At 58.6% G+C, this 26,561-nt stretch carries 26 protein-coding genes and 1 tRNA gene; 7 read left to right on the top strand and 20 right to left on the bottom strand.

Annotated elements, in window-relative coordinates:
* The first annotated feature begins 46 nt into the window (after window positions 1-46).
* Both IFT66_RS21525 and IFT66_RS21520 read left to right on the top strand, forming a co-directional pair.
* Window positions 47-922 carry an HpcH/HpaI aldolase/citrate lyase family protein gene (locus IFT66_RS21525; RefSeq protein WP_192078882.1) on the top strand — a complete coding sequence of 292 codons (876 nt, stop codon included), beginning with the start codon at window positions 47-49 and terminating at the stop codon, window positions 920-922.
* Entirely contained in the window at window positions 919-1,125 is a 207-nt protein-coding gene (locus tag IFT66_RS21520) for a DUF1737 domain-containing protein (protein WP_184655584.1), read from the top strand. The genes IFT66_RS21525 and IFT66_RS21520 overlap by 4 nt, the downstream gene beginning before the upstream one ends.
* Before the next feature lie 34 nt (window positions 1,126-1,159).
* Here IFT66_RS21520 and IFT66_RS21515 read toward each other — a convergent pair whose 3' ends face one another.
* Window positions 1,160-1,597 (bottom strand): metallopeptidase family protein, encoded by a 438-nt coding sequence (locus IFT66_RS21515; RefSeq protein ID WP_062462782.1) that lies wholly within the window; start codon window positions 1,595-1,597, stop codon window positions 1,160-1,162.
* 291 nt (window positions 1,598-1,888) lie between these two features.
* Here IFT66_RS21515 and IFT66_RS21510 point away from each other — a divergent pair, with 291 nt between their 5' ends.
* The 3 genes from IFT66_RS21510 to bfr all read left to right on the top strand — a co-directional run bounded on the left by IFT66_RS21510 (window position 1,889) and on the right by bfr (window position 3,400).
* On the top strand, window positions 1,889-2,542 hold the full coding sequence (locus IFT66_RS21510) for a hypothetical protein (protein WP_192078881.1): 654 nt from the start codon (window positions 1,889-1,891) through the stop codon (window positions 2,540-2,542).
* Window positions 2,543-2,637: 95 nt separating this feature from the next.
* Entirely contained in the window at window positions 2,638-2,949 is a 312-nt protein-coding gene (locus IFT66_RS23620; protein ID WP_062462776.1) for a (2Fe-2S)-binding protein, read from the top strand.
* Window positions 2,915-3,400, top strand: coding sequence for a bacterioferritin (gene bfr / locus IFT66_RS21505; RefSeq protein ID WP_062462773.1), 486 nt, complete (start codon window positions 2,915-2,917; stop codon window positions 3,398-3,400). The genes IFT66_RS23620 and bfr overlap by 35 nt, the downstream gene beginning before the upstream one ends.
* 93 nt (window positions 3,401-3,493) lie before the next feature.
* Here the strand turns inward: bfr and IFT66_RS21500 are convergent, their stop codons facing one another.
* The 14 genes from IFT66_RS21500 to rplU form a co-directional block, all read right to left on the bottom strand.
* Window positions 3,494-4,027 (bottom strand): RNA pyrophosphohydrolase, encoded by a 534-nt coding sequence (locus IFT66_RS21500; RefSeq protein ID WP_062577041.1) that lies wholly within the window; start codon window positions 4,025-4,027, stop codon window positions 3,494-3,496.
* Between the two features lie 15 nt (window positions 4,028-4,042).
* Entirely contained in the window at window positions 4,043-5,242 is a 1,200-nt protein-coding gene (locus IFT66_RS21495; protein ID WP_249406544.1) for a divergent polysaccharide deacetylase family protein, read from the bottom strand.
* Window positions 5,243-5,323: 81 nt separating this feature from the next.
* On the bottom strand, window positions 5,324-6,655 hold the full coding sequence (locus IFT66_RS21490; protein WP_192078880.1) for a S41 family peptidase: 1,332 nt from the start codon (window positions 6,653-6,655) through the stop codon (window positions 5,324-5,326).
* Entirely contained in the window at window positions 6,645-8,069 is a 1,425-nt protein-coding gene (locus IFT66_RS21485) for a murein hydrolase activator EnvC family protein (protein WP_249406543.1), read from the bottom strand. The genes IFT66_RS21490 and IFT66_RS21485 overlap by 11 nt, the downstream gene beginning before the upstream one ends.
* Window positions 8,070-8,175: 106 nt before the next feature.
* Entirely contained in the window at window positions 8,176-8,658 is a 483-nt protein-coding gene (gene rlmH / locus IFT66_RS21480) for a 23S rRNA (pseudouridine(1915)-N(3))-methyltransferase RlmH (protein ID WP_062463039.1), read from the bottom strand.
* A gap of 114 nt (window positions 8,659-8,772) precedes the next feature.
* On the bottom strand, window positions 8,773-9,189 hold the full coding sequence (gene rsfS, locus IFT66_RS21475) for a ribosome silencing factor (RefSeq protein WP_062577032.1): 417 nt from the start codon (window positions 9,187-9,189) through the stop codon (window positions 8,773-8,775).
* A 121-nt stretch (window positions 9,190-9,310) separates the two neighbouring features.
* On the bottom strand, window positions 9,311-9,907 hold the full coding sequence (locus IFT66_RS21470) for a nicotinate-nucleotide adenylyltransferase (RefSeq protein ID WP_113110014.1): 597 nt from the start codon (window positions 9,905-9,907) through the stop codon (window positions 9,311-9,313).
* A 37-nt stretch (window positions 9,908-9,944) separates the two neighbouring features.
* Window positions 9,945-11,225 (bottom strand): glutamate-5-semialdehyde dehydrogenase, encoded by a 1,281-nt coding sequence (locus IFT66_RS21465; RefSeq protein WP_192078879.1) that lies wholly within the window; start codon window positions 11,223-11,225, stop codon window positions 9,945-9,947.
* Entirely contained in the window at window positions 11,215-12,432 is a 1,218-nt protein-coding gene (gene proB, locus IFT66_RS21460) for a glutamate 5-kinase (protein WP_192078878.1), read from the bottom strand. Before proB ends, IFT66_RS21465 begins: the two co-directional genes overlap by 11 nt.
* Window positions 12,429-13,490 (bottom strand): GTPase ObgE, encoded by a 1,062-nt coding sequence (obgE, locus tag IFT66_RS21455; RefSeq protein ID WP_062462745.1) that lies wholly within the window; start codon window positions 13,488-13,490, stop codon window positions 12,429-12,431. The genes proB and obgE overlap by 4 nt, the downstream gene beginning before the upstream one ends.
* Before the next feature lie 165 nt (window positions 13,491-13,655).
* Window positions 13,656-14,261: a GNAT family N-acetyltransferase gene (locus tag IFT66_RS21450; protein ID WP_192078877.1), complete on the bottom strand. Its 606-nt coding sequence runs from the start codon at window positions 14,259-14,261 to the stop codon at window positions 13,656-13,658.
* A complete protein-coding gene (locus IFT66_RS21445; RefSeq protein WP_174197286.1) occupies window positions 14,258-14,905 on the bottom strand; it encodes a GNAT family N-acetyltransferase in 648 nt (215 codons plus the stop codon). Before IFT66_RS21445 ends, IFT66_RS21450 begins: the two co-directional genes overlap by 4 nt.
* A 130-nt stretch (window positions 14,906-15,035) precedes the next feature.
* Complete coding sequence (rpmA, locus tag IFT66_RS21440) at window positions 15,036-15,305, bottom strand: 50S ribosomal protein L27 (protein ID WP_062462735.1); 270 nt, start codon at window positions 15,303-15,305, stop codon at window positions 15,036-15,038.
* A 32-nt stretch (window positions 15,306-15,337) separates the two neighbouring features.
* Window positions 15,338-15,649, bottom strand: coding sequence for a 50S ribosomal protein L21 (gene rplU, locus IFT66_RS21435; protein ID WP_062462732.1), 312 nt, complete (start codon window positions 15,647-15,649; stop codon window positions 15,338-15,340).
* Between the two features lie 303 nt (window positions 15,650-15,952).
* On the opposite strand from rplU, the gene IFT66_RS21430 reads away from it, so the two are divergent.
* A tRNA-Ser gene (locus IFT66_RS21430) sits at window positions 15,953-16,042 on the top strand.
* Window positions 16,043-16,193: 151 nt separating this feature from the next.
* On the opposite strand, the gene IFT66_RS21425 is transcribed toward IFT66_RS21430, so the two are convergent.
* The 5 genes from IFT66_RS21425 to IFT66_RS21405 all read right to left on the bottom strand — a co-directional run bounded on the left by IFT66_RS21425 (window position 16,194) and on the right by IFT66_RS21405 (window position 24,610).
* Window positions 16,194-16,883 (bottom strand): hypothetical protein, encoded by a 690-nt coding sequence (locus IFT66_RS21425; RefSeq protein WP_192078876.1) that lies wholly within the window; start codon window positions 16,881-16,883, stop codon window positions 16,194-16,196.
* 44 nt (window positions 16,884-16,927) lie between these two features.
* Window positions 16,928-19,618 (bottom strand): DEAD/DEAH box helicase, encoded by a 2,691-nt coding sequence (locus IFT66_RS21420; RefSeq protein ID WP_192078875.1) that lies wholly within the window; start codon window positions 19,616-19,618, stop codon window positions 16,928-16,930.
* A complete protein-coding gene (locus IFT66_RS21415; protein WP_192078874.1) occupies window positions 19,618-21,333 on the bottom strand; it encodes a DNA methyltransferase in 1,716 nt (571 codons plus the stop codon). Before IFT66_RS21415 ends, IFT66_RS21420 begins: the two co-directional genes overlap by 1 nt.
* Window positions 21,330-24,215, bottom strand: a complete 2,886-nt coding sequence (locus IFT66_RS21410; protein ID WP_192078873.1) for an SNF2-related protein — start codon at window positions 24,213-24,215, stop codon at window positions 21,330-21,332. Before IFT66_RS21410 ends, IFT66_RS21415 begins: the two co-directional genes overlap by 4 nt.
* Window positions 24,216-24,325: 110 nt before the next feature.
* Window positions 24,326-24,610: a LysR family transcriptional regulator gene (locus IFT66_RS21405; protein ID WP_192078872.1), complete on the bottom strand. Its 285-nt coding sequence runs from the start codon at window positions 24,608-24,610 to the stop codon at window positions 24,326-24,328.
* Window positions 24,611-24,904: 294 nt separating this feature from the next.
* Here IFT66_RS21405 and IFT66_RS21400 point away from each other — a divergent pair, with 294 nt between their 5' ends.
* Complete coding sequence (locus tag IFT66_RS21400) at window positions 24,905-26,248, top strand: hypothetical protein (RefSeq protein WP_192078871.1); 1,344 nt, start codon at window positions 24,905-24,907, stop codon at window positions 26,246-26,248.
* Window positions 26,249-26,561: the final 313 nt, after the last annotated feature.

Here is a 26,561-nt window from a genome sequence, read left to right as displayed (position 1 = left end):
ACAACCACGTTATGACTTTTCCCAATGATTACATGGTCCCGAAGCGATGGCCGCTCTGATCCGGCGCTCGCTCCTGAGCGTTCCCGCGAGCAACACCCGTGCGCTTTCGAAAATCCCGCAGCTCGACTGCGACGGCGTGATTTTCGATCTGGAGGATTCCGTGGCATTCGCGCAGAAAGCGGAAGCGCGGGATAACCTCCGCAGAAGCTTTGCCGAGCTGAATTCCGATGGTCTCGAGACGGCTATCCGGATCAATCCGCTCACAAGCGAATTCGGTCCTGCGGATCTCGAGCTCATCGTCGAACTTCTGCCGGATGCGGTGGTCATTCCCAAGGTTGAGCATGCGGACGACGTCCGGTTGATCGCCGAGCGCCTTTCTCAGGCGGGCGTGCCGGAGAGGGTCTCTATCTGGGCGATGATCGAAACGCCGCTCGGCGTCCTCAACGCCGCCGAAATCTCGAGCGTGGGCGGACGGATCAAATGCCTCGTCGTGGGGCTCAACGATCTTCGCAAGGCAACGGGTGTTTTGCCGCAACCGGGGCGGGCCAATCTCATACCCTGGTTGATGCAGGTCGTGCTGGCGGGCAGGGCCTATGGTGTCGATGTGATCGACAGCGTGTTTAACGATTTCAGGGACGAAGTCGCGTTCGAAGCCGAGTGCGCCCAGGGCCGCGCCATGGGATTTTCAGGCAAGATGCTGATCCATCCGGCGCAGATCGACGCGGCCAACCGTCATTTCGGTCCTGATGATGATGCGCTTGAAGAGGCGCGCGCCATCATCGAGGCCTTCCGCCAGCCGGGAGCCGAAACGCTCAACGTCATCAACCTCGACGGTCGCATGGTCGAGCGTCTGCATCTCGAAGATGCGGAAAAGCTCGTCGCCAGCGCGGCGGTCATCGCCAACAGAAAGAGAAAGCCATGAAAGTATATCGTTTCATCACCGGTCCTGACGATGCCGCCTTTTGTCACCGGGTGACGGCGGCGCTGAACAAGGGCTGGGAATTATCCGGTTCGCCAAGCTACGCCTTCAACGGCAAGACGGGCGAGATGCATTGCGGCCAGGCCGTGATGAAGACCGTAGAAGGCAAGGAATACAGCCCCGAGATGAAGCTCGGCGAGCAGTAAAAAGCTAGGCCGAGGTGTGTCGGCCAGCGCTGGATCAGCGCTGGCTTGCTTCCTCGGCGCTCGCCTCGATGCGCTCCATGTCGTCGTCACTCAGGCCGAAGTGATGGCCGATCTCGTGAATGAGGACGTGGGTGATGATATCGCCCAGCGTTTCCTCGTTCTCCGCCCAGTAATCGAGGATTGGCCGGCGATAAAGCCGGATGCGATTCGGCAGTTCGCCGGTTTCCACCGTAAACCGCTCGGAAATGCCACGTCCTTCGAACAGGCCCAAGAGGTCGAACGGCGTTTCGAGCGCCATGTCTTCAAAAACGTCGTCGTCCGGAAACTCCTCGACCTCAATGGTGAGGTTCGTCGTGAGTTTGCGGAATTCGTCCGGAAGGTGGCTGTAGGCTTCTAATGCCAGCGACTCGAACGTGCTGATCGTCGGCGCATGGCGATCCTGCCAATCATCGGTCTGGTCAATGCGGGCCATGGGATCTCCTTCCAACTCAGGCACATATAATACCTGAAGCAGCTATTTCGAGAAAAGAATCATTGCGATAGCTTTTAGAGGAAAAGATTCCTGATCGGGAGCTGTTGACTCTTTGCCACGTGTCTGGAATCCATAAGAACATAAAGCGAACATTATCGATGGAGTTAACGCCATGGCCAAAGGTGCCTGGGCGCGGGAGAGACTTTTGCCCTGCGCAAGCCGATCTCGGAGACGGAAAGCGGTTGGCGAGCTTGCTCCTGATGCTCGCGTCTGGTCTGGATTGGAACCCGCATGACCGCCTGTTTTCGATTCCCTCTGGCGCATCGACAGAGGCGTATTCTGACACTCGTGTTCCCGCGTCTGTCAACCGACAGAATCGCGCGCCGCCGCTGGGGTATGGACTGGCGGTCTTCCCGCCATCATGATCATCCACCGATCGTCTTTGCCGGGCGCCACGCCGACAGGATGTGCCTGACAGCGCTCGACGCCGCCGCCGAACGCCTTAACCTGAAGCTGGGACAGGGCGTTTCAGAAGCGCGAGCGATCTTTCCGGAGCTCGACGTGATGGACGAAGACGATGATGCCGACGCGGCGCTTCTGATGGCGCTCTCCGACTGGTGCGACCGATATACGCCACTGGTGACGCTAGAAGGGCGAAACGGGCTCTCTCTGGATATCACGGGCTGTGCGGATTACGGTGGCGGAGAGCAGGTCTTGCTCGGCAATGCCTCCCGCAGACTCCGTCAGATGGGTTTCGACGTCAAAGGGACACTCGCATCTTTGCCGGGCGTGTGGAGCGATTCCGCTTCTGCCGCGGACGGAACCTGTGGCGGCGCGTTGTTTCGATCGAGTGACATCCGAGCCTTTCCAGAGATATCGCAGCGACACAGCAGCCGGTTAGGCATCACTGCCTCCGATCACGGATCGTTGATAAGGGGGTTATGATATGTCAATTACCGGGCTGGATTCTTTCTTGACATCGCTTGTCCTCTTTTGCAAAAAGTCTGTATCGAGGTCAATGTTCTCCAGGTCGATCCAAAATGCTGGTTTGCAGTTGCAATTACATCACCGAAAGGGAGATCAAGGATACGATCATCCAACTCCTCACTGAGGACTGTTGGCAGCTGATCGTTCCCGTCAAGGTCTACCATGCAATGGAAAAACGCGGCCGCTGCTGCGGTTGCTTTCCCAATGTCGTTGATCTGATCATCAAGACCACTGAGGAATATCACGCCCAGCGGCACTCGACGGAAGCTGACGTGATCGTCTATATGTCGCGCTTGAAACAACTCCACGAAGAAAACAGGAGAGCGGACATTGAAAGGCGACTTACAGGTCATCGAGCGGCTTAACGAGGCACTCTTCCTCGAACTTGGCGCTGTGAACCAATACTGGCTGCACTATCGTCTCCTGCATGATTGGGGTTTTACCAAGCTTGCCAAGAAGGAGAGGGCCGAATCCATCGAAGAGATGCAGCATGCCGATCGCCTGATCGACCGCATCATCTTTCTCGAGGGTCATCCGAACCTTCAGACGCTGGCACCGCTTCGCATCGGCCAGAACGTCAAGGAAGTTCTCGAAGCCGATCTGGCTGGCGAATACGATGCCCGCACCGCCTACAAGGCGTCGCGTGATATCTGTCACGCCGCCGGCGACTATGTCTCCATGAAGCTTTTCGAACAGCTGCTGATGGATGAGGAAGGTCATATCGACTTCCTGGAAACGCAGCTCGAACTTCTCTCGAAGATCGGCGAAGAGAGATACGGCCAGCTCAACGCGGAATCAGCCGACTCCGCTGAGTAAAGCTCAAATCATCGACACTCTATCGCTCGAGCCCGGTGGAAGATGCTTTCACCGGGCTTTGCTTTATCCGACCAGCGCTAACCGGACGTGCAATCAGCCTGCCGGCGCGAGGTGGGCAAATTCGGCGACGACCCTGTCATAGACCGCGCGCTTGAACGGCACGATCAGGCCGGGCAGATCCTGCATCGGCTTCCATTCCCAGGCATCGAATTCAGCCGTATGGCCGCCCGGCGGCGGGTTGATGGCGATCTCGCTTTCATCGCCGTCAAAGCGGAAGGCAAACCAGCGCTGCGTCTGGCCGCGATACTTTCCCTTCAGTCCGATACCGATCAGGTGTTCCGGAAGATCGTAATTGATCCACTCGCCGGCTTCGGCAAGCAGCGCGACGGAACGCATGCCCGTTTCTTCGTACAGTTCACGATAGGCGGCGGGCAGGGGATCTTCGCCCTTGTCGATCCCGCCCTGCGGCATCTGCCACAGTTGCGGAGACCCGTCGAATTCGCTGTTGCCGGCAGCAATGCGGCGTCCCGCCCAAACGAGGCCCTCGCTGTTGAGCACCATGACCCCGACGCAGGGACGATAGGGAAGATCGTCCGCTTTCACCGGTTTCTTGTGATCCTTGGCCATATCATTCCCCTTGCTTCAAGGTGCCACGCTCTCGCGGGCAAGCGTCGATACACCGACGATTTCAACACCGCGTTGCGAGGCTTCGTCGGCCCATTTGCGGATCGCCGCGATGCTCTCGTCGAAGGCGGAGGCGATGCCGATTGCCGTTCCCTTGCGTTGGGCTATCCGCTCCAGTTCGTCAAGTTTCTTGAGGATCGCGTCGGATTGAAGCTGACCGTCCAGGGTCAGGTCACCGAAGGCGTGCGGCAGTTGCATCGCCTTTGCCAGCACCTCCGTCTTCGACTGGGCCGAGGTGCCGTCATCGAGGAACAGCAGGCCGCGGGAGGCCATGTCGCGCAGGACAGGCTCAAGCGCCTTGACGTCGGAGAGATAGCGGCCGCCCTGGTAGTTCATGATCCCCGTATAGTTGGTGATCTCGCCCATCGCCACATGCAGTCGCTCAAGGTTCTTTGCCGCCGGATCCTTGACGAGAAGCGTGCCGGGTCCGGGGTCGTTGGCCGGGTAGTCGTAAGGCTCGAACGGGACCTGGATGAGGATTTCATGGCCCGCGCGGCGCGCTTCCTGCATCCAGCGCTGCAGACTGTTGCCGCTTGCGGCAAGGCCGAGCGTCACGCCTGATGGCAGTTGCTGGATTGCGCGCTGGGTGCCCGTCTGGCTGAGGCCGAGGCCACCGACCACGATCGCGATCCTTGTGCCGCGGGCGCCGGACCAGGGACGTGCATACTGGTCCATGGGCCGGCTGCCGTCCTCGCCGAGGATCGGCAGTTTGCCGTATTCCGTGTCTTCCAGAAGAGACGTATTCGGCTCTGCCGCAAATCGCGGGTCCTGGCCAATTCTCTGGGCATTGATGAGGACGGGACCGTTTCCATCCCTTGCGCGCGGCGTGTATTTTGTCACGACCGAGCCGTCCGCCATCCGGTTCTGCTCAATGGTCGCGCCGGAATTCGGATTGGACCGGGGCATGCCGTTGGGGTTGGCATTTTCGGGAGAAACTGCATCATCGGTAGGTGTCTTGGGGGCGATCGCCGTGGAGGAGGGGGGCTCGCTCGAGGCGATGCGCTCAAGCTGAGGGTCGTTTCGCATCGCATAGATCGACAAGCCGACGACGGCAATCACGCCGATGCTTCCTAAAACGGCAACGGCCGACAGGCGACGCGCCGTTCGTCGCTTCGGCGGCCGGTTTTGACCGAGCGGTGCATGGAGATCGCTGCCCAAGGGATATGCCCGCGTCTGCGCTGCCGAAATGAATGCGGTCAGGCGGCTGTGATGAAACAGCCGCCTGACCGGTTTGCCTGATTAGTTCTTGACGGCGGCCGCAGCCTTGTCGGGGCTTGCCGGGAAGGACGGGTCTGTCTTTGTCCCATGCAGCAGGTCCATGGCATAGTTCAGCTGCAGGTCGTCCTTGGTTTCCGGCGGCACATAGGCAGCCGAACCGGAACCCTCATCGGTCTCGGCCGCGCCCTGGATATGGCCCTTGAGGCTGGATTCGCCTTCGGCGCGGACCTTGCCTTGGAGTTCCGGCGGCAGCGGCTGCTCGACCTTGATGTCAGGCGTAATGCCCGTTCCCTGGATCGACTTGCCCGATGGCGTGTAATAGAGCGCCGTCGTCAGACGCAGTGCTCCGGATTCACCGAGCGGAATGATCGTCTGGACGGAGCCCTTGCCGAACGAGCGGGTGCCGACAACTGTTGCACGCTTCAGGTCCTGAAGGGCACCGGCGACGATTTCAGATGCGGAAGCCGAGCCGCCGTTTACCAGCACGACCACCGGCTTGCCATCGGTCAGGTCGCCAGGGCCAGCATTGAAGCGGCGTGTCTCATCTGCGTTGCGGCCACGGGTGGAAACCACTTCGCCGCGTTCCAGGAACGCATCGGAGACGTTGATCGCCTGGTCCAGCAGACCGCCCGGGTTGAGCCGCAGGTCAAGCACGAAGCCCTTCAGCTTGTCGGCAGGCACGTCAGCCTTGATCTTCTTGATCGCCTTTTCGAGATCGTCATAGGTCTTCTCGGTAAACGAGATGACGCGCACATAGCCGATGTCGCCAGCTTCGACGCGCGATTTGACGGCGCGCACGGCGATGATGTCGCGCATGACGGTGATGTCGAGTGGCTTGTCGGCACCCTGACGGATGACGGTCAGCTTGATGGGTGTGTTGACGGCGCCGCGCATCTTTTCGACCGCGTCTTCAAGCTTCAGGCCGCGAACCGCCTGGCCATCGATTTCGGTAATGAAGTCGCCGGCAAGAATTCCAGCCTTGGAGGCAGGCGTGTCGTCGATCGGTGTGATGACCTTGACGAGCTCGTTCTCCATCGTCACTTCGATGCCGAGACCACCGAATTCACCGCGCGTCTGGGTGCGCATGTCTTCGGCATCTTTGGAATTCATGAAGCTCGAATGCGGATCGAGCGAGCTCAGCATGCCGTTGATGGCATTTTCGACCAGCTTGTTTTCATCCGGAGGCGTCACGTACTGGGCGCGAACGCGCTCGAACACGTCGCCGAAGATCGACAGTTCCTTATAGGTGGAAGCCCCGGCGGCCTGAGCCGGGACACCGGCCGAATAAATGACGCTCATCGCGGTCGCACCCAACAGTGCTCCGACGATGACAAGAGAAGCCCTACGAATCATTTCGCGCCCTTCCAGTTTCTTTGCTGGCCCACCACGGTTTAGAATCAACCGGAGTGCCGTCTTTTCGGAATTCAATGTAAAGCGTCGGACGATCCGTTTCCAGCGCCAACGCGGTCGCACTTGCTACTCTTTTCTCACCCATGGCAGCGATCGGTTCGCCAGCAAAGACAAACTTGCCCTGCCGCGCGTTGACCATGTCCATTCCTGCCAGAACAACATGATAGCCGTCGCCGGCGTTCAGGATGATCATCTGGCCATAGCTCCGGAATGCACCGGCAAACACGACCAGCCCATCGGCCGGTGCCGTCACCACTGCGCCGGGGTTGGAGGCCACGGTCATACCGCGTGCCGGGTGTCCCGTCCCGTCTGCATCGCCGAACGCACGCAATATTTCGCCGGCAACCGGAAGCTCAAGTTTTTGCCTGAGGCTTGAAAACGCGTATGCGGGCGCAATGCGGTTTTTGTCGGGCACACCGCTTTCGGCCAATTGCCGGGCTTTTTCGCGTTCCTCTTCGGACATCTGCCGCCGACGCTCTTCCTCGGCACGGGCCAGATCCATGCCTTCGCGCACGGATGCGATCTGTCCTTCAAGCCCCTGAATAAGATCCTGAAGCGAGGTGGCGCGGCCGACAAGTTCCTGAGAACGCGCGCGTTCTGCGGCCAGCTGTCTTTCGTTCTCGGCATTCAGCTTGGCGTTTTCGGCGAGCAGCAGGTTCATGCGCCGCTCTTCCTCGACGCCTGCCGTGATGGTTTGCGAGACGGCTTCCTTTTCCCGTGCCGCTTCGGCTTGCAGGCTCGCGAGATTTTGAAGATCCGTGACCAGCCTTTCGGCCTCCGCCCGGATGCCGGGCACGACGGCGCCGAGCAGGATGGCGCTTCTGACGGAACCCAGCGCATCATCGGGGGAGACCAGCAGCGCCGGCGGCGGGCTGCGGCCCATGCGTTCCAGAGCACCCAGCACTTCGGCAAGAATGGAGCGACGCCCCCTCAGGGCCACGCGGATCTTGTCCTCCTGCACTTTCAGCGAGGCGAGCTTGTCTTCGCTCACCTGGATCTTCGACTGCAGGTCCTTGCGGCGTGCGGCTGAATCGATCAGGGCCTGGCGCATATCCGCAGACGTCTTCTTGATGCCGGAAATGCTGTGCTCGATCTGAGCGACCTTTTCCGACGAGAGGCTCATGCTTTTGGCCAGCACTTCCAGCTCGCCGCGGGTCTCGTTGCGTCTCTTTTGAAGATCGGCTGTCGGATCCGCCAAGGCTTCGGTCGCGGGCGGGGAGGGTTGGGCCGCAGGCGGTGCCGGCTCCTGTGCCAAGGCAATCCAGTGAAACGGGGGCAGGCGGAGAGGCGCGAAGGCAAGCGCCGATGCCATCGCTGGCAGCGCAAGGCCCAGGGCTATGGCTCTCCTGATCGTCATTGCGTTCTCGAATCTGCAGCGGACCTGCGAAGGCTAGGCTGATTCGCCGGGGCCAGCCATAAACAACATCGTGTTTCGCAACATCGGCCCGGAAGGTAAACGAAGTCTAAACGCGGTGGTAGGGATGGCCTGAAAGGATGGTGACGGCGCGATACAGCTGTTCGGCGATGAGAATGCGGACCAGCTGATGCGGCCATGTCATAGAGCCGAGATTGAGGACGACATCAGCGCGTGCCCGAAGATCCGGGTCCAGCCCGTCGGCGCCGCCGATCGCGAGCATCATGTCGCGCTTGCCGCCGTCCTTGTACTTGTCGATCAGACCGGCAAAGGCTTCGCTATCGAGCGCCTTGCCGCGTTCATCGAGCAGAACGAGGATGGCACCATCGGGAAGGGCCTTCTCGAGTGCGGCGGCCTCCTCGCGCTTTCGCGTTTCTGCATTGGAAGCACGGCTTTCCGGCACTTCGATCATCCTGGCAAGTTCGAGCCCGATCGCGGGCCCGGCCTTGGAGAAACGGTCGAGGTAACGGGACGCAAGATCCTTCTCCGGTCCGGCTTTGAGCCGTCCCACGGCAAAAAGGCTGATGCGCATGTCCTGATCCGTTGTTTTCAGAGCTCTCGGCTGCCACTGCGCCGCCACGTCGTCAACGCGCCGCCGTCAGCATGCAATCGTCGCCCCTTGTCGGCTCAGGAACGCCCCGGCCTGTTAGTGAAGCACTGTGCCTTCCTCGACATCCGGAGCGGCCCACATCTTTTCGATGTTGTAGAACTCGCGGATTTCGGGGCGGAACACATGGATGATGATATCACCAGTGTCAATCAGCACCCAATCACCCGTCTCCATGCCTTCGACACGGGCACCGCCGAGGCCCTCTGCTTTCAGGTCGGTGATGAGGTGATCGCAGATCGCCATGACATGCCGGCTCGATCGTCCGGAGACGACGACCATGTAGTCTCCGAGAGCGGATTTTCCGGCAATATTGATGGTGACGATATCTTCTGCTTTGGAGTCCTCGAGGCTCGTGAGGACCTGATCGAGGGCATGGGCGGCGGCATCATCGCCACGTTCCAGGCTCTGCGGAATGACGGAGGCCGTCCTTCCCTTGGCGTGTACTGTTGTCAGGGTCGTTCCTTTCGTCCGGTAACAGCAACATCCTCTTCGCGCGAATCCCGTCTGATGACCGGCCGCATACCGAAGGTGGCATCGAATGCTTTATCTTTCAAGTGATCGGAATGTTCCAGTTTTAGGAATCGGACGTCTTTCCCGATGCCCGGATTGCCGTTGAACTGAGGGCCGAACGCGGACCGTGGATAAAGGTCCAGGCGGGCGGACGGCGCTTCCACAGCGTGCCGGCATCCGTCTCGTCAACACGGGCATGCTGGAATGTCCGGGCCATCTTTGATGACAGGAAGGAAAGCGTTGCACCCGGCCGGTCTATGACGGCGATCGGGAAGGTGGAGACGATCTCCTGCCACTTCTGCCAATGGTGAAAGGTCCTGAGGCTGTCTGCACCCATGATCCAGATGAAATGGATATGCGGATTGCGCGCTTTGACGAAGGACAGCGTATCGGCGGTATAGGCGCCACCCAGCGCTTTCTCGAACGCGGTGACCTTGATGCGCGGATCCTGGATCAGCCGCTCGCTCATGGCGATGCGGTCTGGGAGCGATGCGAGTTCGGATCGGCTTTTCAGCGGATTGCCAGGTGTCACCATCCACCACAGCTGATCGAGGCCGAGGCGGCGAAGCGCGATCTCGGCGACCAGAAGGTGGCCTTCATGCGGTGGGTTGAACGAACCGCCGAAAAGGCCGACGGCCATGCCCCGTTCCACATGCGGCATGGCGAGATGGCGTCTTTCGATCCGCTCTATCGTCACGTCAGGGCCGGATCTGGCCGGTGCCGTGCACCCTGTATTTGAACGAGGTCAGCTGCTCGACGCCAACAGGGCCGCGCGCATGCATCTTGCCCGTGGAAATGCCGATCTCGCCGCCCATGCCGAATTCGCCGCCATCGGCAAACTGGGTAGACGCGTTGTGGAGCAGGATCGCCGAATCGATCTCGTTGAAGAAGCGCGCGACCACGGCCGGATCTTCCGCAATCACCGCTTCGGTGTGGCTGGACGAATAGGTGTTGATGTGGCGGATCGCACCGGAAATGCCATCGACGATCGCCACCGAAATCACGGCATCGAGATATTCCGTATGCCAGTCATCCTCGTTCGCCGGCTTGAAGCCCGGATGAACCTTGAGCACCGCCGCCGAAGCGCGGATTTCGCAGCCGGCCTGTGTCAGCGCTTCCAGCACCGGCATCAGGTGGGTGCCGATCGCAGCGCTGTCGACCAGCAGTGTTTCGGCCGCACCGCAGACGCCGGTGCGGCGCATCTTGGCGTTGACGACGATCGCCTTTGCCATTTCCAGATCCGCGGAGGCATCGACATAGATGTGGCAAAGGCCTTCCAGATGCGCAAAGACCGGCACGCGGGCTTCGGACTGGACGCGGGCGACCAGGCTTTTTCCGCCGCGGGGAACGATGACGTCGATGGCGCCTGACAGGCCTGACAGCATGGCGCCAACGGCCGCACGATCCGTCGTCGGCACGAGCTGGATCGCATGTTCGGGAAGACCCGCCTTCTTCAGTCCCGCCACCAGGCAGTGATGGATCGCCTGCGATGAATGGATTGAATCCGAGCCGCCGCGCAAAATCACCGCATTGCCGGCCTTGAGGCAAAGCGCGCCGGCGTCGGCCGTCACGTTCGGGCGGCTCTCGTAGATCACGCCGATCACGCCGAGCGGCGTGCGGACACGTTCGATATGAAGCCCGTTCGGGCGATCCCAGGCGGCGATCACTTCACCGACCGGATCCTTGATCGCGGCAATTTGGCGAAGAGCCTCCGCCATGCCGGCGATCGACTTTTCCGTCAGCGTCAGCCGGTCGATAAAGGAGGGGAGGAGCCCCTTGCCCTCGATGTTGCGGAGATCTTCGGCATTGGCGCTCAGGATCTCGGCGCTGTTGGCGAGAACCAGATCGGCCATGGCATTGAGCGCATCATTCTTCTGCTCGGTCGATGCCGTCGCCAATGCGCCGGCCGCAGCCTTTGCGTTGACGCCGATCGCATCCATGATTGCGGCAACGTCGGTCATCTGGACCTTATCCAACATGGACGGCATCCTCCTTGCGGGTGGTCGTGCGCCTGATCGCGCCTGTCATGACAAGGTCGTCGCGATGAACCATGGCGGCACGTCCTGCATAGCCCAGAATGGCTTCGATTTCCGCCGATTTGCGGCCGGTGATTTGGCGTGCCTCGTCGGCATCGTAGCTGACAAGACCGCGGGCAATCTCGCGGCCTTCCGCGCCGATGATCGCGACCGTGTCGCCCCGGTGGAAATTGCCCTCGATGCGGCGCACGCCGGCTGGCAGCAGACTTTTGCCAGATCCAAGCGCGCGTTCGGCGCCTTCGTCGACGACGAGTTCGCCGGCGGGCTGCAACTGTCCGGCAATCCAGGTCTTGCGCGCCGTCACCGGTGTGCCCGACGGGGCAAACCACGAGGAGCGCGCGCCCTGTTCGATGGCGCGCAGCGGATGATTGGGCTTACCGGATGCGATGATCATGGCGCAGCCCGCAGTCGTCGCGATCTTGCCGGCGTCGATCTTGGTGCGCATGCCGCCGCGCGACAGTTCGGATGCCGCACCGCCCGCCATCGCCTCGATCTCAGGCGTGATGACATTGATGATATCGAGAAACTGCGCGTCCGGATCGAGATGCGGCGGTGCCGTGTAAAGCCCGTCGATATCCGACAGGAGAACCAGAAGGTCTGCACCGGCCATGGTGGCGACGCGCGCCGCAAGCCGGTCGTTGTCGCCGTAGCGGATTTCGGATGTCGCGACGGTGTCGTTTTCGTTGATGATCGGGACAGCGCCGATCTTCAAAAGCTGGTTGATCGTGGCGCGGGCATTGAGATAGCGGCGACGCTCTTCCGTATCGCCCAGCGTCAGCAGGATCTGTCCGGCGACGATCCCATCACGGGACAGGCTTTCCGACCAGGCGCGGGCAAGCGCGATCTGGCCGACGGCCGCCGCTGCCTGGCTTTCCTCAAGTTTGAGGGCGCCGTGGGGAAGGTTCAGCACGGTACGGCCGAGGGCGATCGCGCCGGAGGAGACGACGAGAACATCGATACCCTTCGCCCGAAGCGCGGCGATATCGGCGCAGATCGCGTCGAGCCACGGAGATTTCAGGCCGGTCTTGCGATCGACCAAGAGGGCCGAGCCGATCTTGATGACGATCCGGCGATGGTCGCCGAGCGGCTTGCGACCGCCGGCTTGCCCGGAAGAGACTTGCTTGTGACCGATCTCGTGGCCGGGCGTCATTCGTCGACGTCCTCGTCGAACTCCTGAACAGGAACGGAGCGGTTCGGCAGGGCCGTGTCTTCGCCGACGCTTGCCGCGACGATGACATCGCGGAGCGCGCGCAGAACATCGGTCATGCCCGTGCCGGTGATGGCGGAGATCAGGAAAGGTTTCTGGCCGCAGGCTTTCTCAAGCTCCTTGGCCTTCTTCTTCAGTTCCTTCTCGTCGAGCACATCGATCTGCGACAGCGCAACGATTTCGCGCTTGTCGGTCAGACCGCCGCCATAGGCCTGAAGCTCGGTCTTGACCGTCTTGTAGGCCTTGCCGACTTCTTCCTCGATGGAGGAAACGAGGTGGAGCAGAACGCGGGTGCGTTCCACATGGCCGAGAAAGCGATCGCCGATGCCGACGCCTTCATGGGCGCCTTCGATCAGGCCCGGAATATCGGCGAGAACAAACTCGCGGCCGTCGATCGTGGCGACACCAAGGTTCGGGTGCAGCGTCGTGAAGGGATAGTTTGCAATCTTCGGGCGGGCGCGGGTAACCGAGGCCAGGAAGGTGGATTTTCCGGCATTCGGAAGACCGACAAGTCCTGCATCGGCAATCAGTTTCAGCCGCAGCCAGATGGTGCTTTCCTCGCCTTCAAGGCCTGGGTTTGCCCAGTTCGGCGCCTGGTTCGTGGCGTTCTTGAAATGCGTGTTGCCGAAGCCGCCATTGCCGCCCTTGGCAAGCCTGAAACGCTGACCTTCCTTGGTCATGTCGATGATCAGCGTTTCGTTGTCTTCCTCGAAGATCTGCGTGCCGACCGGAACCTTGAGCGTGACACTGTCGCCATTGGCGCCGGTGCGGTTGCGGCCCATGCCGTGGATGCCGACCTTTGCCTTGTAATGCTGCTGGAAACGGAAATCGATCAGCGTGTTGAGGCCGTTGACGGCTTCGACCCACACATCGCCGCCGCGGCCGCCATCGCCACCGTCAGGTCCACCGAATTCGACGAACTTTTCCCGTCGGAACGAAACTGCGCCCGCGCCGCCGTCACCGGAGCGGATATAGACTTTTGCTTCGTCGAGAAATTTCATCGGTCTGGTAGTCCTGTTCTTGGTCGCTCCCGCTCTCCGGCGGGACGTACTTAAGGTTTTCGATACCGTCCGACAGGCTTTAGGTCAAAGCCTATCGACAGAATGCGCTGAAAACGGCCCCGGCGGGCAAGGCATCCGCCGGGGCCGAACGTCAACAAGGCATGATCAGGCGCGATCATGCCGGGGAGTAGTGGCCAGAAGCCGGAAATCCTCCGGTGCAAGCGCCGTCTCGATATGCGGCACCATGACATTGCGGGCACGGTTGAACACATCGCTTGCGCCGGTGATGCGGAAGCCGAGCTTTGTCTGCACATTGAGCGAACCGAGATTATCGGCAAACGCGCCCGAATGGACGACAGTGTCCGGCATGCGGCGGAAGAACCGGTCGAGGACCCCCGACGCTGCCTCGCTCATATAGCCGCGATCCCAGTAAAGCCGGTTCAGCCAGTAACCGAGATGCCAGCGGCCGTGCCTGAGTTCCAGCCCGACAATGCCGATATGCACATCGTCGCCGGTGGTGATCGCCAGCTGCCAGTTTGGCAGGATGCCTGATGTCTGCGGCACCAGCCAGTCGAGCGCATCCTGACGGTCATAGGGCTGTGGCACGCGCGACAGCATGCGGCTGACCTTGAAATCGCTAAGCGTTTCGGCAATCGCTACCGCATCCGACAGGCGGTGCGGGCGAAGCGTCAGGCGCTGCGTGACGATTTCAGGGCAGGGGCCAGGCTCAGTGCGAACCGCTTTTGCCTTTTCGAGAACGACGGCACTCATCTCAGCTCTCCCCAGCTTCTCAGCGACATCCATGTCTTGCGGTCCAGCCGGAACCATTCGACGGGGACCATTCCGCCCACCGCCAGGCATTCGATCATGCCGGTGCCCTGGAACTGGAAGCCGCATTTCTGGATCACCCGCTTCGACGCGATGTTGGTGACCCGGCAACGGGCATCGATGTGATCGATATGGCTGCGGGTGCGGAAGGCCATGTCGATCAGCGCATGCGCCGCTTCCGTGGCATAGCCCTTGTTCCAGTGGGGTTCGCCCAGCCAGTAGCCGATTTCGAGGGTTCGTTCGTCAACCTGGGGTTCGAGCGCGCAGCAGCCGAGAAACTGGCCATTGTCAGCTCGGGTCACGGCATAAACGCATTTGCCAATCTCGCCCGCATTCGTGCGTCGCACGAAATCGGCCGCGTCTTTAGACGTGTAGGGATGCGGCATGCGCGACACCATGGTCGCAATGTTCGCATTGTTGGCGAGATGGGCAAGTGCGTCAATATCGTCTTCGTGCGGTGCGCGCAGAACAAGGCTCTGCGACAGTAAGACGGGGCAATCGCTTCTCAGCCGGTCCGGCCTGAGCCGTTCCTCTGGTCTTGTTTCCGGCGGCCGTAATTGGCCAGCCCTTACTAATTCGCCTTGCATGGTTCAGTCTCCTTTGAGGGATAAAAGAAAAAGGGAAGATGGGTAGCGCCCCATCTCCCCTTTTCTTTGACTGAACCTTCAAACGTTCAACCGGGTCGATGAGACGCCGGTTGCTAAACGCTTGCCGGCTTTATTCTGCGGCTTCGGCTTTCGGCATAACGGACACGTATACGCGGCCATTAGCGCGCGTACGGTAATTCACGTTGCCTGCCGTCAGTGCGAAGATCGTGTGGTCTGTGCCGATGCCGACATTGGCGCCCGGATGCCACTGCGTGCCGCGCTGACGCACGATAATGTTGCCCGGAATGACGACTTCGCCACCGAACTTCTTCACGCCAAGGCGCTTGGACTGAGAATCGCGACCGTTACGCGACGAGCCGCCAGCTTTTTTATGTGCCATTGGTGTTCTCCTTTAACTTTCGAAAACCTGGATTAGCCGAGGATGTCCGTGATGCGGACGACCGTGTGATGCTGGCGATGACCGCGAATACGCTTGGAATTCTGGCGGCGACGCTTCTTGAAGGACAGAACCTTCTTGCCACGGTTATGCTCTACAACTTCAGCCTTGACCGTCGCACCCGAAACGAAGGGAGCGCCGAACTTGGCATCGGCGCCGACGCCGATGACCAGGATTTCGTTGAATTCTACGATTGCGCCAGCTTCTGCTTCCAGCTTTTCGATGGTGAGCACGTCGTTGGCGGCCACGCGGTACTGTTTACCGCCGGTCTTGATGACTGCGAACATTGGTTATCCTTTCATGTTCGTTCCGGCTCTATCCCCAAAAGGACGGCCGTCTTTTTCTCAGTCGGGCTTTAGCAGGGTTGCGAAAGACGGATCTTCCAGAACGCATCTGCCGGTGATTTTCTGCGAGCCTTGGCGCGCAACGTCTAATCTGGACATTTTCCACACTTCGACGCGTCCGGCCTTACGCGAGGCCCTAAAAACTGTCAAGACGAAAGGATATGAAGACTTGCATTTCACCCCTTGCCAGCCCGATTTTTCGCCGCTATGAGACAGCCGCGCATCAAATGCGCCGACCAGCAAAGCGGAGAGGTGGCTGAGTGGTCGAAAGCACCGCACTCGAAATGCGGCATACGGGCAACCGTATCGTGGGTTCGAATCCCACCCTCTCCGCCATGGCTAACCCATTGATTTTCTATGAAAATCACATTGATGTCCGGGTAGAGGAATGGGTATAAACCTTCCGGCGGCTTGTCAACTATCGAAATTCAGGGTGAGCCGACTCGTAGATGATTCGTACGCGGAATGAAGTGTGCGACGGCAGCCGTCAGATGTGAGCCGCGATTCGATCGCCCTTCATGTTGTAGAAGCGGGTGTTGAGATCGAGAAATGCACCGTCGCCGTCAACAAACGTCTGCTGTCGTTCGTCGAGTATGTCCAAGTACCCGACGTTGACGTTCAACCAAAAGCGGAATTCGCCTGCATCGAATTCCCACAAATTTTCCCGAATGCAGTGCGCTTGATCGCGCTCACGCACCTTTCCCAGTTTTGTGACGGTCATCACAAGATTGACTGGAGTGTCGCCTGACATCTTCCAGAGGAAATCATCGTGTTGGAGGAAGTTGATGTCCTCCGGAGAGAAGTCCCAGCCCGAAATTTTTTTCACCTGATTGAGGTCGTCGTACGGATGAGTATGAAAGTCGCCGAGCAGCATGAGGTGCGGCGCCCATCTTTCCATTAGGTTGCTTTTCAGCTCTGCGGCATGCTGATGAGGCTGAACCGCGCTCCGACTTCTTTTGGCCGAGAGGCTGACGCTCATACGATCCAGGAAGAGCGTTGTGCTCTCGTTCTCCACTTTCTTTACACCCCAGATATAGCCGAGAGTTTCAACCTTCTCCCTGTTTCTCCTGCTGGATTGGTCTCCCAGCACATAAGCCTCCAAGGCTGCAAGGGTCATTGACTCGACTAACAGTTCCGACAATTTCACTCGGAAGTAGGGCTTCTCGATTGGGGTCATGGAAACGTCTTTATGATTGCCGTGCGAACGGCTGAAACTGGGAATTATTCTAGGAGGTCGGCCGCCTGCGCATATGCGGCCACCAGTGACGCCAACGTCGCGCTGGGCTTCACCGCGTCATGCGGCACGAGCACATAGGTCCATGGCTTCTCGCCAGTTTCCTTCGCGTGATTGTTCGCATGATGAATCCACTTACGGGCCGCCTTCGCTTTGGCCTGAACGACCGGATCATCCACCTCGTTCTTCGCCTTGATCTCGACGATGAGCTTTTCCTTGTCGGTTTCGACGACGAAGTCTGGTTCGTAGGATTGCCCTGCTGAATACTCGATCCGGAACTGGCCGACGCCTGGCTTCATCCACCGCTGTACCAACATTTCGCTCGCGGCCTCAATGATCACGGCGAATTCTCTTTCCTGGTCGGATTGGAATTTCTGGTACGGATAGCAGCACTTGGTGAAGCCCTCGAAGACGTATTTAGGCGTATCCTTCAGCGGGTTTGCAGATGTTCGGAAATTCCGAATGAAAGCGTCGCTGGGAATATTGTAGGCCTGCGGCTTCAGCATCACGAAGCCGCGCGACACGCTGGCGCGGTAGTCCGTAGGGCTTTCCCAATAGTGGGTCTTCATCTGCTCGAATACGAAGCGCGCTAGATCCCTTCCGTGTCCGATCAGCACGTTCTCGACGTCTTCTGGGCTCGACAGATAGGCTTCCAAGCGTTTGACCATTTGCCCAGCCAGCTTGAAGAGAAGCTCGCTCTGAGTGTCGTAGTCGATCTGCGGCAGGTCCATTAGGTGTCGGACCAGGTAGTTCTCCAACCGTTCTTCCTTTGCACTATCGACAGTGCGAGCGAGGAAGGCGCGGGATTCATCCCGAAGTTTCTGAACCATGATCTGATCAGAGAGTGGCTGCCGGGCGATTGTTTCGAGATTCGAAAGATCGAAATCATGGAAGCCGAAGTTGACCTCACTTGTCGGCAGCACGACAATTTCCGGAATGGAAATGGTGTGCATGACGAGCTGCCTTGTCACCTTGGCGACGGTCGCAGCGACGTCAGTATTTTGTTCGAAAGTTTCGAACGTTCCCTGTTCCGGAGCCATGACCTCCTTCACGATACGCGTGATTTCAGCCTGAACCTCTGGGGTTTCGAGCTTGTCGATGCCTGTCTTGATCTTGCGCTCGAACTCGCGCTCGATCACTTCCCAGGTGACACGGGCGACTTCTCGTTCTTCGAGAGTTTCAAACACATATGGCTTCTGTTCGGATTCTTCGAATGAACCTGAGCCACCCGTCAGCATCGTTTCGACATTCGAAGGAGCGGTAACAATCTGGGCGCCGACATTAGAAACGTCCCCGTTGCCTCCGACAATGACCGTCTTGCGGATCGAGATCAGCGAGTTCGGATCGCGTGCCGCCTTGATGACGTCATCGAAACGGTCATGAGCTATGACGGTGAGACGATCGACTGCTTCAACACCGGTCCGTTGGCCGTAAGGCAAGCGCAGCCCACGCCCAAGCGTCTGCTCAGTCAGAATGTCTGACGCGGAGGCTCGCAGGGGGACGATGGTATAGAGATTGGTAACGTCCCAGCCTTCCTTGAGCTTGTTGACGTGTATGACGATGTCGGTCTGTGCATCGTGCTCCAGGGCCACGAGCTTCGCAGTGGCCTCCTCCGTCTCCTCCGCTTTCGTGCCGGAGTGGACCTCAATGACGCGTCCCTTATAGCGGCCCTGGAAGAACTCCTCGGATTCGACGAACTTCCGAATCTCCCCAGCATGGGTTGTGTCCTGCGCCACGACGAGCATGAAAGGATGAACGAGCTTGCGTCCCGTCTGCTGCGCATAAATGGCCAATTCTGCCTTGGTATGTTCGTGGCAGTGGATGCCGTCTTCCAGCTTCATCCGTTCGAGCTGCTCCGGAGTGACACGATCAGCCCGAAAACCTTCGCGAGTGGCGACAGCCGGGTCCTTAACGTAACCATCCTCCATCGCCTGACCGAGGGGATAGTCGTAAACCACGTTCTTGAACGGAACCGACTTGGTGCCGACCGATCGCGGTGTCGCGGTGAGCTCCAGGCCCATAACTGGCTTGAGTTCCGCGATAGCCGACATTCCCGCCTTTGCACGATAGCGATGGGCCTCGTCCATCAGGAGGACGAGATCCGGCAGGCCGGAGAGATACTCGAAATAGGATTCGCCGATGTACTCGTGGAGCTTGCGAATGCGGCCCTGCTCCTTGTTGATCTTGTCGACGTTGAAGATGAATACGATAGCCGTCTCGCCGAGCAGGTCGCCACGCACGGCATAGCCACGCTCCCAGTTGTCACCCGTTTCCACGATCGGCGGAAGTTGAGCGAACTCGGCGATGCCCCGGAACACATACTTCGGCGATTTCTGCTGACTGAAGTCGGCAACCAGCTTGTTATAGATGGTCGTGTTTGGAGCCAAGATAAAGAAATGCTTCGAGCGCCCGGTAAGGTACAGGTAGGCGATGAAGGCACCCATCAGTCGGGTTTTGCCGACGCCCGTCGCCAAAGCAAAACACACGGAAGGGAATAGGCGCTCGAAATCGGTCACGCTCGGATAAGTGGCCTTGATCGCTTCCAAAGCAGCAACCGAATCCGCACTCTTCGAGAACTCGAAGGTATCAAGGACGTCGGCCAGGATGTCGAGCGCCTCCGACTGCGGCGTCCGAAGGGAAAGCCGAGCCTTGATCTGATGAATCTGCCGCTGCAACATCACTCGTCTCCCATGCTGTCGAACAGCGGCAGCGCGGCTGCCGGTCTGCTGGCATTCGTGGCGTTCCCATCGTTAGCAACATCAGCGGCCTCTTCAGCGACAGACGCTTGCGGCAGGTTCGCTATACGGAGCGAGTAATCGTCTCGCCCCCATTCACATTTTGAGAGGATTGAGTGAGGAATCTTCTTCACGGTGAGGTTCGGAAAGCTGTCTTCCTTGGCGTTGTAAGCCTTGCAACATACCAGTAGCGTCCGATTCGGACCGACTTCCTCAGATAGCTTCTTGAGTGCATCGTAAGTCAGCGACTGGGTGGTGACATAAATGAAATCGGTTTCCGTGGAGTGCCCATGCCGCCAGTAGTCCGCCGAATCGTGGCTGGGCGCATAAATAAAGCCGAGATGACTGCACAATGCCTCAGCGAGCATCGGCGCATTGTATTCTTTTGAAACCACCCAGTTTCCGAAGCGATCCTTTGTCAGCAACGAGGGTGCGAGGGTGTAAAACCGGAACCCACCACCACCCTGCCAACCGACCGCCTCGGTTATACCCCCATGATCGGTGCCGTCGATGACCTGCTGTAGTCGAGGCACGATGTGGGTGAGCGCGTGGTCACCGAGTTCTGCCATAATCCAGCGCCTACGCATTTTGTGCGCAACGGCGCCAGTGGTGCCGGAACCCGCGAACGAGTCGAGTACGATGTCTCCATCGACGGTGCACATCAAAATTAATCGCTCGATCAGTTCCTCGGGCTTGGGCGTCGAGAATTCTTGGCCCGTTCCGAAGATCTCCTTTTGATGCGCCTTCGTTTGGCGAGTCGTTGGCAGGTCGGCCCAAATGCTATTATAGGGCCGCGTTGGGCTTTCCTTTGCGTACTCACGCGTGTAGGGGACCCACCTTTCGGAACCTGGATCGCCTCGCTTCTTCCAGATAAGCTTTCCCTCCGCCACTAACTGGGTAACAGCATCCTTGCCGAGTGCCCAGCGTGCTTCGCGCCCATCATCATGTTCCGGGAATATGTTATTTCCATCCGGGTCGGTGACGCCAAAAAACATGGTTGGCCGGTCGATTCGGAGGCTATTTTTCCCGTTTTTCTTTAGCAGTCGGTCACGATAAAAGCGTCCGTCCTCGTCTGGTCCTCGGTAGGCTTGAAGAAGGGACTCATCGGCCCGTTGATGCAATTTCGCAGAAGATATATTTTTGGCATATCCAAATATAAACTCATGATCAGGTGTCACAGGAACTTTGTTATCATTAGGGCTATCAACCTTTCTCCAAATAAAACTCGATATAAAGTTTTTCCGACCGAATATTTCATCACAAACTACCTTTAAGTAGTGCGCTTCATTGTCGTCGGCTTGAACAAAAAAACATCCGTCTTCCCGAAGTAAACGATGAAGGATGCGAACACGATCAGCAATCATGCTCAGCCACAATGAATGCTCGAGTCCATCATCATAGTGGGCAAAGGCAGATCCAGTATTATAGGGTGGGTCAATGTATATTAGCTTCACGCTGCCGGAGTGGCTTGCCTCTAAAGCCCTGAGAGCGAGCAGGTTGTCACCATGGATGAGGATATTATCAAAAATGTCGTCATCAGATCGCCTCGCTTTGGCGTGACGTGACAACGTGCTATCCTCAAGCAATATGCGCGGCTCTATTTTCGGGCGCTGATCTTTACCAATCCAGGTAAGTTCAAGACGAGTTTTCTTGGTCACGCTACAATCTCCCACCGGATCGTCATCACCGGCGTCACATTTGGGGTAATGGCTAGCTTGGCAGCCACCTCGTCTAGCTTGTCATTCACTTCTTTGCGGATTTCCTTGAGAGTTTTGAACGTTGAGAGCTTCAACTCATCTCTCTCTTCCTCAAGTCTCTTGATCCGGCGCTCTTCGATGAGTTTGTCCGCCAAGGCGACGGATTGGTTGCCTCGCAACGCCTTCCGGGCTGCCCGCGCTTCGACGTCCAATTCCTTCACACGCAGATCATTGGCGCGCTCCAGGTCTTCGGCATAGGCCTCCAGCTTAATCGTCTCTTCATCGAGCCACTTGACGTTCTCGTCTTCTGCGGCCTGCTGCGCGGCTTTCAAAGCAGCGTCGTCGATGCTCGCCATCGCGCTTGTCGGATATTCCGCATCAACGACATCGACGACGGCTGGTAGTTGGAAGAAGCGCTCTGCTGTTTCAGAAGCGAGTACGGTTCCGTCATCCGTAATTGCTGCCAGGACGAGGCTGTCCCGTGAACCCATTGCTGTCTCGGCACGGAGCAAAGATACCCGCATCCATCCACGCTTCCCGACGTGCGCTTCAATGTCAGACAGCTTCGGTTGACCTTCCTCACGGTAGGACTGGTAGTCAAAGTGTAGCTTCGCGTCAGACAGCGGCCGCGAAAGGCTTTCCCGTACGAGGCCGTCGGCCAAGGTGCCGTCGCCGAGACGGAAGAACTGCCACCCCCTATGATCTGCCTCGGGCCACACCGTCGACCATGTTTTTCCGGCATGCTTGAACGATGGGATACCCTCGTTGCTGAATGTCGCCTCCGGGAGTTCTGAACGAGCGAGGAGCCATAGACGACGTTCGAATTCGGACATCGTCCTTTCTATCTCTCCCCCACGCTGGCGCAGCATGTCGACGATCGAGGCGTCGAAGAGATCAAAGAGCTGCTGCCGCGTCTCCGCCATGTCCGCCTTGATCTGATCTTCAAGCTCTGCCTCCAGCTTCTGAAAGGCTTCGTTCACCTGGGCTTCGGTCCGGCAGGATTGAACGACTGCAAGCACCTTCTTCTCGAAGTCGATGCCGGATTCGATGACGCCGAGGACCTGATCGCTGGCTCCGAAAAGCCCCTCGAACAGCCTGAACTTATTGCTCAGAAGTTCATAGATTCGGCGCTCGGCCTGGTTTTTCCGGTTCAGCATATTGACGACGGTGACATCGATCTTCTGCCCATATCGATGGCATCGACCGATGCGCTGCTCGACGCGCTGCGGGTTCCAGGGCAGATCGAAATTGATCAGCAATGAGCAGAACTGGAGGTTGATGCCTTCGGCGCCTGACTCCGTTGCGATCAGGATAGACTTCGCATCTGACTTGAACGCACTGACGATTGCGCTCTTCATGTCGGCGGATTTCGACCCCGAAACGGCGTCGGTTCCCTGTTTTTCCTTAAGCCAGTCCTTGTAAATCTTCTGGCTCTCCGGATCACTATTGGACCCATTCATGAGGGCAATTTGGCCAGAGTACCCGTTCTGTGAGAGGATCTCATAGAGGTAGTTCTGCGTACGAACGGACTCGGTGAAGATGACGGCCTTGCGCTTTCCTTCACGAGCCACGACTTCGTCAAGAACTTCCGGGAGCCGGCTGATGAGCTTCTCTCCCTTGGAGTTCGAACCGATCGATCTTGCAAGCGCAAGATAACCCTCCAGTTCGGAGATTTCTGCAGCGAGCTTTTTCGAGTCGATTTCCGGCCGATCCTCTTCAGAGACGTCCTCAGTAGACCCGTCTGCAGAATCGGCGAGGGTCGCGGCATCCGCTATCTCTTCCTGGATCTCTGCCGTGTCATCGATGTCCTCAACGACAGCTTCTGTCACCACCTGGTTGCGCTTCAATCTTGAAATTACATTCTCAAGAAACATCGCGATCGCTGCGATGGATGAACCGAGCGTTTTGCGTGCGCCGATGAGAACGAGCTGGTTCGGCTTCGAGCCGAAAGCAATGGAATCGGTCTTCTGAAGGTAGCTTGAAACGCCTTCGTAAAGCTGCTCCTCGAGGCTATGGGGCTCGAAGTCGAAAGTCACGGCAAGACGTCGGGTGTAGTTGACGTGGCCAGCGGCTTGCACGTCACGTCGCAGGTGGCGCTTGTAGAGCGGTGCCATTCGACGGCGAAGGGAAATCAGCGACTGCTTGTCGGTACCGCGTCCGTACATCACCCGGAAGGACTGCTCGTCACCAAAGAAGTTGTCGTCGATCATCGACACGAGCCCGAAGAGCTCCATCAACGAATTTTGCATGGGCGTTGCGGTTAGCAGCACCTTGAAACGAGAGGACAGAGCCTCTTTCAACCTCTTCGCCTGAGCCGAAGTGTTCTTCTTGTAGACGTTTCTCAGTCGATGAGCCTCGTCGATGATGACGAGGTCCCAACCGATACGATGGATCTGGTCGGAGTTGGCGGCTGCGTATTGATACGACGTGATGATGATTGCAGAGTCGTTATCGAACGGCGCGCGCTGGCCGTTCTTGACGGCGTCGCGATAGGTCTTGGAGTCGAGGATGACGCTCGGCAGAGAGAACTTCTCCTGCAACTCCTGTTGCCATTGCGTTCGCAAGGAGGCGGGGGCAATGAGCAGGACATTGCGGCGACGCTCTGCCCACTTCTGCGCGATCACAAGGCAGGCCTCAATGGTCTTTCCTAGACCCACTTCATCGGCCAGGATAACGCCCTTGGACAGAGGCGAATGCAGCGCGAAGCGGGCAGCCTCCACCTGATGCGGCTTCATATCCACGCGAGCAGTCGACAAGGACTTTGCAAATGCTTCGTCACTACGCCCTTCTAGCATAATCCGATGCGCGAAAAACTTGCTGTGGAAGGGGGTATAGGCAGACATGAGAACCTCATTTCGAATCGAAAGGATAAGACCAAAGGAGGCGTTGAAGCACAAGTCAAACCTGTAGCAATTCAAACGGCATGCAACTTTTACTAACAAGCGGAAGCATATTAACGTTCTTCGGCTTCCTCGCGTACCAGATCCCCGAAAAACGTAATTTCTGCCAACAGTTGATGGCCACGACGTGCCACGAACTTGCCTGCCCGAGTTGGTTCCTTTCGTTGCGGCCCACCGAATAGTTCGGCCCCGAAGAACTCCTCAGTTCGCTTCACACGGTCAGTGATCACTGATTTTTGGATCGCGTAACGGGCAGCTATACGATCCCTCGCTCCATCAACATTCGCATTTGCCTCAACCAACAGCTCGATCGTCGTTTCCAGGTCTGTCAGTCGCATTCGTTTCTAATCCCATCTGCTGTAGGCGCTCTCATCACCTGTTTCCGCTGGCCACATCTGTCGGTGGTTGGCGAGATACATATGGGTCGGGTATTAAGTAAACGGGAATAGGGTGACGGTTGCCGGAAGCTCTAAAAATGCTGCAAGCACTCATCAACCCTTGACGCAGGCATGCGGTCGCCTGAGCATGAAAAAACCGCCATCACAGAGGTTGGCTCCTCTCCGGCGGTTTCCATGGATGGTGAAAATGCTGACCGAAATCTCAGGTACTGTAAAGCTGCGGATGAAATCGGCATGAGCGCGAATCCAGAAGCATTCGAATTCCTCCGCAAAAGTGCGTATGGGCATGTGCAGCGGCATGGCAACGAAGCAGTTGCACTTCGCAAACATTGCCGGGACGCACTGGATGCGTGGCAGAGCGGCGAAGGTGTAGGCAGCGGCCTGGATCCCAGCGAAGCCGAAGCACTGGTCGAGGACGTGTCGTCCTGGGTGGGCCGAAAGTACCGCCGACCGAAGCGGAAGGCACTGAGACGACGGGAGGAACGCGCAGCGCAAGCGGCGGTCGCTCCGATCTTCCTCGAAGACGCTGCCGAAGCCGGGATGAAGCCGAGCGTGAGGAACGCCGCTCAGATGGCTGGCCGATCGAAATCCACGATGGCGCGGCATCTGCGCTTGCAGGGCATCGCTCCCGTCCGCGACGGCAGGATTGCGGCGCTGCCGACGACGGCGCGGCGCCTTGCCCGTATCCTGGACAGCAGCTTCCCGACCGATGGCGCGTGGCTCGTGCAACTCGATCATTGCATGGCGAGGCTCTGGGACGATCTGGATGCGCTTCCCGAATCCCTGCCGCGCTCCACCAAGTCCGAGCGCCGGAAGAAGCTGCCGGACCTGCTGGCGGCAGTAACGGCAGCGGGCGTCGGCTTCAACATCCTTGTCAACGGCGACCTGATCGCCATCCGCCGGGGAAGACGCTTCCACGGCATGAAGGAGGCTGCGATATGGATGGAGGAAGAGGAGCGAGTCAACGGTTTCAAGTTCCTGCGTAGTCCGGAGACCGAGGGCCGGAGACGGCAATACTTCTGGGCTGATCCGTGGGTTGCCGATGTGCTAGCGGTGATGTTTACGGGTGCCGGGTGGCGAACGTTCTCGTATGCTGACCAGTTGGAACCATGGCTGCGGCTGCTGCGCCCGCTGCTCGATCCTCGCCCGCTCGTCGCCGTCATCGACACGGCGGTTCGCCATGCCATGCAGGATGACTTTGTGGCCGATCTACGCAGCCTGTGCGCGGGCGTGACGGACAAGGAAGTCAGGAAGGCAGGATACACCCTGGCGAGCGCCATGGACACGATCCGATCGTATGCGGAACGGGGTTGGGAGCCCGTCGACTACTTCGGTGATGTCGACCATGAATTCCGGTTCATGGCGTACCTGGCGAGAACCGCGCCGAAGAGCTATGCCAAGCTGGCCTACTTCCGGGACGTCGTGCTTCCGAAAGTCGCGGCAGAGCATGAGGACGATCCCAGCCCGATCTACGCGACGATGAAGCGATGCAGGGCGCTGCCGGACGAGGAGAAGGCGGGGATATGGACGGCACCCACGGCCAAGGAGCTGGCGGCGTTCCTGCCGCCGAAGGAGTGACGCGGGGCGGGGCGTTCGGATTTTGGCAATTCTAAATTTAGAGAAAAGGTCGAATTTTCAGATGGTTAAATATGAATTCGTCCCGTTTTCGTATTATAGTAAGAAATCTACCCTGATTTCTTACTGGCCGGTTCGCCACCGCTGACGCGACAATGACAGGCGTGGAGCGGTGGCGCAAGCATCCGGTCGGCGTGTCAGACGGCGGGGCGGGATGGCAAGCGGCCGCCGTTGCGACGACATTGCGGATCGGCAAGGACAATTGCCGTTACGCAGGCATCACGTAAAATTACGTTATGCCTCGTCGTCCGGGAGG

Origin of the sequence: Rhizobium sp. CFBP 13726, from assembly GCF_014841925.1 — a bacterium.
Lineage (GTDB): Bacteria > Pseudomonadota > Alphaproteobacteria > Rhizobiales > Rhizobiaceae > Neorhizobium > Neorhizobium soli.
Note: the sequence above shows the minus strand (reverse complement) of the source record. Positions and strands in the feature narration are given on the sequence as shown.

Bases quoted from the DNA above. Each gene is read 5' to 3' on its own strand.
- IFT66_RS21520 (WP_184655584.1), top strand. From the start codon at position 919: ATGAAAGTATATCGTTTCATCACCGGTCCTGACGATGCCGCCTTTTGT.
- IFT66_RS21425 (WP_192078876.1), bottom strand. From the start codon at position 16,883: ATGACCCCAATCGAGAAGCCCTACTTCCGAGTGAAATTGTCGGAACTG.
- IFT66_RS21525 (WP_192078882.1), top strand. From the start codon at position 47: ATGGCCGCTCTGATCCGGCGCTCGCTCCTGAGCGTTCCCGCGAGCAAC.
- rpmA (WP_062462735.1), bottom strand. From the start codon at position 15,305: ATGGCACATAAAAAAGCTGGCGGCTCGTCGCGTAACGGTCGCGATTCT.
- IFT66_RS21410 (WP_192078873.1), bottom strand. From the start codon at position 24,215: ATGTCTGCCTATACCCCCTTCCACAGCAAGTTTTTCGCGCATCGGATT.
- IFT66_RS21490 (WP_192078880.1), bottom strand. From the start codon at position 6,655: ATGATTCGTAGGGCTTCTCTTGTCATCGTCGGAGCACTGTTGGGTGCG.
- IFT66_RS21450 (WP_192078877.1), bottom strand. From the start codon at position 14,261: ATGAGTGCCGTCGTTCTCGAAAAGGCAAAAGCGGTTCGCACTGAGCCT.
- IFT66_RS21405 (WP_192078872.1), bottom strand. From the start codon at position 24,610: ATGCGACTGACAGACCTGGAAACGACGATCGAGCTGTTGGTTGAGGCA.
- IFT66_RS21445 (WP_174197286.1), bottom strand. From the start codon at position 14,905: ATGCAAGGCGAATTAGTAAGGGCTGGCCAATTACGGCCGCCGGAAACA.
- IFT66_RS21515 (WP_062462782.1), bottom strand. From the start codon at position 1,597: ATGGCCCGCATTGACCAGACCGATGATTGGCAGGATCGCCATGCGCCG.
- IFT66_RS21470 (WP_113110014.1), bottom strand. From the start codon at position 9,907: ATGCCGCATGTGGAACGGGGCATGGCCGTCGGCCTTTTCGGCGGTTCG.
- IFT66_RS21510 (WP_192078881.1), top strand. From the start codon at position 1,889: ATGACCGCCTGTTTTCGATTCCCTCTGGCGCATCGACAGAGGCGTATT.
- rlmH (WP_062463039.1), bottom strand. From the start codon at position 8,658: ATGCGCATCAGCCTTTTTGCCGTGGGACGGCTCAAAGCCGGACCGGAG.
- obgE (WP_062462745.1), bottom strand. From the start codon at position 13,490: ATGAAATTTCTCGACGAAGCAAAAGTCTATATCCGCTCCGGTGACGGC.
- rplU (WP_062462732.1), bottom strand. From the start codon at position 15,649: ATGTTCGCAGTCATCAAGACCGGCGGTAAACAGTACCGCGTGGCCGCC.
- IFT66_RS21420 (WP_192078875.1), bottom strand. From the start codon at position 19,618: ATGTTGCAGCGGCAGATTCATCAGATCAAGGCTCGGCTTTCCCTTCGG.
- proB (WP_192078878.1), bottom strand. From the start codon at position 12,432: ATGACGCCCGGCCACGAGATCGGTCACAAGCAAGTCTCTTCCGGGCAA.
- IFT66_RS21485 (WP_249406543.1), bottom strand. From the start codon at position 8,069: ATGACGATCAGGAGAGCCATAGCCCTGGGCCTTGCGCTGCCAGCGATG.
- IFT66_RS21465 (WP_192078879.1), bottom strand. From the start codon at position 11,225: ATGTTGGATAAGGTCCAGATGACCGACGTTGCCGCAATCATGGATGCG.
- IFT66_RS21500 (WP_062577041.1), bottom strand. From the start codon at position 4,027: ATGGCCAAGGATCACAAGAAACCGGTGAAAGCGGACGATCTTCCCTAT.
- IFT66_RS21400 (WP_192078871.1), top strand. From the start codon at position 24,905: ATGAGCGCGAATCCAGAAGCATTCGAATTCCTCCGCAAAAGTGCGTAT.
- IFT66_RS23620 (WP_062462776.1), top strand. From the start codon at position 2,638: ATGCTGGTTTGCAGTTGCAATTACATCACCGAAAGGGAGATCAAGGAT.